Source organism: Mesorhizobium sp. M7A.F.Ca.US.014.04.1.1, assembly GCF_003998745.1.
Taxonomy (GTDB): Bacteria; Pseudomonadota; Alphaproteobacteria; order Rhizobiales; family Rhizobiaceae; genus Mesorhizobium; species Mesorhizobium ciceri.
Genome location: NZ_RZRW01000384.1, coordinates 1 through 5,619, shown reverse-complemented (window position 1 = coordinate 5,619; position 5,619 = coordinate 1). Strand labels below are relative to the sequence as shown.

At 61.4% G+C, this 5,619-nt stretch carries 6 protein-coding genes; all 6 read left to right on the top strand.

Annotated elements, in window-relative coordinates; translation table 11 throughout:
• Positions 1–417: putative dsRNA-binding protein (locus EOA22_RS22710; RefSeq protein WP_245478668.1), on the top strand; the 417-nt coding region annotated here is incomplete at its 5' end.
• Positions 414–1,340 carry a GTPase Era gene (gene era, locus EOA22_RS22705; protein WP_013532583.1) on the top strand — a complete coding sequence of 309 codons (927 nt, stop codon included), beginning with the start codon at positions 414–416 and terminating at the stop codon, positions 1,338–1,340. The genes EOA22_RS22710 and era, both read left to right, overlap by 4 nt.
• 5 nt (positions 1,341–1,345) lie before the next feature.
• A complete protein-coding gene (locus EOA22_RS22700) occupies positions 1,346–2,263 on the top strand; it encodes an aminoglycoside phosphotransferase family protein (RefSeq protein WP_013532582.1) in 918 nt (305 codons plus the stop codon).
• Positions 2,264–2,957: 694 nt separating this feature from the next.
• A complete protein-coding gene (locus EOA22_RS22695; RefSeq protein WP_013532581.1) occupies positions 2,958–4,103 on the top strand; it encodes a porin in 1,146 nt (381 codons plus the stop codon).
• A gap of 132 nt (positions 4,104–4,235) precedes the next feature.
• Positions 4,236–5,012, top strand: a complete 777-nt coding sequence (recO, locus tag EOA22_RS22690; RefSeq protein WP_013532580.1) for a DNA repair protein RecO — start codon at positions 4,236–4,238, stop codon at positions 5,010–5,012.
• The gene (locus tag EOA22_RS22685) at positions 5,009–5,527 is read left to right on the top strand and encodes a PaaI family thioesterase (protein WP_013532579.1); all 519 of its coding nucleotides are present in this window, start codon (positions 5,009–5,011) and stop codon (positions 5,525–5,527) included. Before recO ends, EOA22_RS22685 begins: the two co-directional genes overlap by 4 nt.
• Positions 5,528–5,619: the final 92 nt, after the last annotated feature.

Here is a 5,619-nt window from a genome sequence, read left to right as displayed (position 1 = left end):
GGCTCGGGCGGAAACTATCTGGCGGATGCGGTCGAAGCGCTGATTGCGGCGGTTTACGTCGACGGTGGCATCGAGGCCGCGCGGCGGTTCGTCCTGCGCTATTGGGAACCGCGCTCGCATACGGTGATCGCAAAGCCGCTCAATCCGAAATCCGATCTGCAGGAATGGATTGCCAAGACCAGCGATATCAGACCCGAGTATGTGATCGACAAGCGCGAGGGACCCGACCATCAGCCGGTCTTCACTGTATCCTTGCAGGTCCGCGGCTTTGCGCCGATAAGCGGCACCGGCGGCTCGCGCAGGGCGGCCGAAGAAGCGGCGGCTTCGGCATTTCTTGTGCGCGAAGGCGTTTGGGCCGCCGCATCGGCCCAAAAATCGGGGGGCTCGCGGCCCTCCAGTGAAGGGAGCGCGGCATGACCGCTACCGAAGAGCCGGCGACCACAGCCGCCGCCACGCATTCCGGCTTTGTCGCGCTGATCGGCGCGCCCAATGCGGGCAAGTCGACCTTGGTCAACCAATTGGTCGGCGCCAAGGTGTCGATTGTCACCCACAAGGTGCAGACGACCCGCGCCATCGTGCGCGGCATCGCCACGCATGACAATGCGCAAATCGTTTTCGTCGATACGCCCGGCATCTTCAAGCCGAAGCGGAGGCTCGACACGGCGATGGTGACCACCGCCTGGGGTGGGGCCAAGGACGCCGATATCGTACTGCTTCTGATCGACGCCGAGCGCGGCATCAGGGGCGACGCCGACGCCATCCTCGAACGGCTGAAGGATGTGCGCCAGCCGATGGTGCTGATCCTCAACAAGGTCGACCGCGTCAAGCACGAAGCGCTGCTGGCTCTGTCGGCGGCAGCGAACGAAAGGGTGCCGTTCAAGCGCACCTTCATGGTGTCGGCGCTGACCGGTTCCGGCTGCAAGGACGTGCTCGATTATCTGGCCGAGTCTCTGCCGGTCGGTCCCCGGTACTATCCGGAAGACCAGATCTCGGACCTGCCGATGCGCCAGCTCGCGGCCGAGATCACGCGCGAGAAGCTTTATCTCAGGCTGCATCAGGAATTGCCCTATTCCTCGCATATCGAGACCGAGAAATGGGAAGAGAAGCCGGACGGCTCGGTGCGCATCGACCAGACCATCTATGTCGAGCGCGACAGCCAGAAGAAGATCGTTCTCGGCCACAAGGGCGAGACCATCCGCGCCATCGGCCAGGCGGCGCGCATGGAGATAGCAGGCATCCTCGAACAGAAGGTGCACCTGTTCCTGTTCGTCAAGGTGCGCGAGAACTGGGGCGACGACCCCGAGCGCTACCGCGAAATGGGGCTCGAGTTTCCGCGCTAGGCTCGATGGTCAGCAAGCCGAACATCGACATAACGCTTGTCAGCCGATTGATCGCCACGCAATTTCCCAAGTGGAAGGATCTTCCGGTCAGGCCGGTTGCATCAGGCGGATGGGACAACAGGACCTTTCATCTGGGCGGCGAGATGACCGTGCGACTGCCAAGCGCCGCGGCCTATTCCCTGCAGGTGGAAAAGGAGCATCGCTGGCTGCCGAGGCTCGCACCTCTGCTGCCGCTGCCGATCCCGGTGCCGCTGGCGATGGGAGTTCCGGCCGAAAGCTATCCCTGGCACTGGTCCGTCTACCGCTGGATCGAAGGCGAGACGGCAGAGCGCGAGCGGATTGCCACCCTGCCGCAATTTGCGACCGACCTGGCCGCGTTCCTGGTCGCCCTTCAGCGTATCGATGCCACCGGTGGACCGGCGCCGGGACAGCACAATTTCTTTCGCGGCGGAGCACTCAGCGTCTACGATGGCGAGGCCCGGCAAGCGATTGCCGCCCTCGACGGCAAGATCGACACGGCCGCAGCCAGTGCGGTGTGGGAGGCAGCACTTGCCGCACAATGGCACGGTGCGCCGGTCTGGTTCCACGGTGACGTCAGCTGGGGAAACCTGTTGGTCAGGCAAGGCCGATTGAGCGCGGTGATCGACTTCGGAACCTCCGGCGTCGGCGATCCCGCCTGCGATCTGGCGATTGCGTGGACGCTGTTTGAAGGCAAAAACCGGGAGGCGTTTCGTGCCGGGCTTCCGGCCGACGAGGCGATGTGGGCGCGCGGTCGTGGCTGGACGCTTTGGAAGGCGCTGATCACGGTCGCTGGACAGATCGACGCCAACCCTGTTGAGGTTGAGAAATCCTGTCACGTAATCGATGAAGTCCTTGCCGACCGCGCGCGCGAGCGTGAAGCGCCGAACGATAAGCCACTCTAGCCAACCAAAACCCAGTCCCGTCGCCAAACATCCGCCGTCGCATGGCGCGACCAGGGACATTCCGACCGACGCCATGCTTCCCGGGAGTGCCGATCCGCCTGATCGAGGCGGACGACCACGTCGCCCGTGTCGCCAAGGTCGACTGAGAGGCGTCACGGAGGAATCGTTTTGAACGTTTGGCTGCTGTCACAATCGGGGACACCACAGCGCTCCAGGGTTTCGATCGTCTTGGAAGAAGCAGACAGGCTTGGAAGCGTCATCCCGCTTTTCGCCTCGGCATCAGAGTGGGATTGGCGAATGGGCGTCACCTGGCGATAGAGGGGTCGGCAAGATTCAGGTCGATGTCGGCGAAAACCAGGTAGATATTCCACATTGTGCGGTCTTTTAGAAATATAAAACGTCGTAGTTATATTTAGTCGCGAAAGTATCCGTATATATATTCAATGTGTGACGTTGTGCCACTTGTGCCATTCGCCATCGCGGCAAGTGTTATTTGTGCAACACAGCATTAATCTGTTCGCGGAATTGGCATTATTTCGGAAATCGTCATTGAAGGCAGATGATCGATGGGTATGTTCGCCGCTGAAAAGGGCGAGCGGTGTGAGCCTTTTTCGTTGTGGGGGTGAGGCGGGAAAAAATTGCCGCCAGCCACAAATCCGAAGCCATTTAAAACTATGACTGGAGAGGTCAGAAAATGAACATCAAGAGCCTCCTTCTCGGCTCAGCCGCGGCCCTGATCGCGGTCAGCGGCGCACGCGCCGCCGACGCTGTCGTCGTCGCCGAACCGGAACCGGCCGAATACGTCAAGATTTGCGACGTCTACGGCGCCGGCTACTTCTATATTCCGGGCACCGAGACCTGCCTGCGCATCGGCGGCTACCTCCGCTACGACATGGGCGTCGGCGATTCCGGCTCGCTCGATGGCGCCAACAACGTTCCCGATCACATGGACGGCGGAACGAACGACACCTGGTATAAGAACATGCGTTTCACGCTGAGGACTTATACCGGCCAGGAAACCGAGCTCGGCACGCTGAAAACCTTCACCGAAACTCGCTTCCAGTTCGGCAACTCCTCCGGCGACTATACCGACCAGACCCCGGCCAACAACGGCTGGCAGGCCGGCAACAAGACCACCACCCTCAATTTCGCCTGGATCCAGCTCGGTGGCCTGCGCGTCGGTAAGGATGAAACGGTATACGACCAGTTCATCGGTTATGCCGGCAATGTCATCCAGGACACGCTCATCCCGTATGGTGTCAAGGATACCAATCTCATCAGCTATTACTTCGACGCTGGCAGCGGCTTCACGGGCGTGGTCTCGCTTGAGGAAGGCACCGCCGTCAACACCATCGACAGCTATGTTCCGCATGTCGTCGGCGGCTTGAAGTACAAGGGCGACTGGGGTGCGATCACTGGCGTCGTGGCCTATGACAGCAACTATGAGGAAGTGGCCGGCAAGGTCCGTTTGGACGTCAACGTCAGCAAGGAACTGACGCTGTTCGTCATGGGCGGCTACGGCACCAACGACAACATCAACGACTTCGGCACAGGCCGTACCCAATACAAGCCGTGGGGCGGTAACTGGGCAGTCTGGGGTGGCGGCACCTACAAGTTCAACGAGAAGACCTCGTTCAACGCCCAGATTTCCTATGACGACTGGAAGAACCTCGGCGTCGCTGCCAACGTTGCCTATACCATTGTGCCCGGCTTTACGGTCACGACTGAAGTCGATTACCTCAATGCAGGAAAATTCGACGACTTCGACTTCAACAACTGGACCAAGGCCGACAAGAAGAGCAGCGTCGGCGGCATCGTCCGCTTCCAGCGCAATTTCTAGCAGATCGACTGACCTCACCAGCCCGCCCGCAGCACATCGCTGCGGGCGGTTTTTTATGCATTGGTGTGAGAGTTACCCAGGAGCCAAGCCCATACCGTGATGTCGCCACCCGATCGGTGAAAAGCTCCTGAAATGGAATGGCGCGACGAGGGAATCATTCTCGGCACCCGCAAGCATGGCGAAACCAGCGCCATTCTCGAGGTGCTGACGCGAGCGCATGGCCGTCATCTCGGCCTTGTTCGCGGCGGCCGTTCGCGCAAACAGCAGCCCGTCCTCCAGCCCGGCAATCGCGTCGACCTGTTGTGGCGTGCGCGCCTTGATGAACATCTCGGCACGTTCCAGGCCGAAGCGATCGAGATGAATGCTGCCCGGTTGATGGACAGCGCCGTCGCCGTCTACGGCTTGCAGACCATGGCCGCGCATCTGCGCCTGCTGCCCGAGCGCGACGCGCATGAAGGTCTCTACGAAACGCTTGCCGTGATGATCGTCCATCTCGACGACGCCGACGTTGCCGGAGAACTGGTGGCGCGCTTCGAGCTTCTGGTGCTGGACGAACTCGGCTTCGGCCTCGATCTCAGCCAATGCGCCGCCACCGGCACGCGACAGGACCTGGCCTATGTTTCGCCGAAGTCGGGACGCGCGGTATCGCGCGAAGCCGGTTTGCCATGGCGCGACAGGATGCTGGCTCTGCCGGCCTTCCTGCAGCGCGGCTCCGGCCTGCGCGCGGATGCGGCTGATGTCGACGACGCCTTCCGGCTCACCGGCTTCTTCTTCAACCGCCACGTCTATGAGCCGCGCGGCATCGAGCCGCCGGACGCTCGTACCGGCTTCCTCGCCGCCTTGCGCAAACATCACGCACGCGGCAAGGCCATAGCTGGCGAGGACGCAGCCAGAGAAATCCTCACATGAGCGAAGTCGAACTTTATCCTGGCCGGGTCTCACCGCTCGGCCTCGGCACCATTCCGCACGCCGACATCCTGAAATACACCGGTTTGGAATTGCTGCAGCGCATCGTCGACGGCAAGTATCCGGCGCCGCCGATTTCCTTCCAGCTGAATTTCACTCTCACCGAAGTCTCGGAAGGGCGCGCTGTCTTTCGTGGCATGCCGAGCGAGCGCCATCTCAACCCGCTGGGCAGCGTGCATGGCGGCTGGGCGGCGACGCTGCTCGATTCGGCACTGGCCTGTGCCGTGCAGACGCTGCTCGAAAAGGGCGAGGCCTATACGACGGCGGAGTTCAAGGTGAATTTGACGCGTCCCATCACGCCGAAGACCGGCGAAGTGGTCTGCGAGGGCAGGGTTGTTCACAAGGGCCGCACGTTGGCGGTGTCGGAAGCGACGCTGAAGGATGGCGGCGGCAAGCTGCTGGCTTTCGGCACCGAAACATGCTCGATCTTTCCGGCCGCCAATCTGGCGGCGCGCTGAGTTTTCTGGCCGTTTGGCCGCCGCATTTGCATGTCAGTGAGACGAAACGTCAGTGAAAACTGGCCTGGTTTGGGGGAACCGCCATGTTTGAG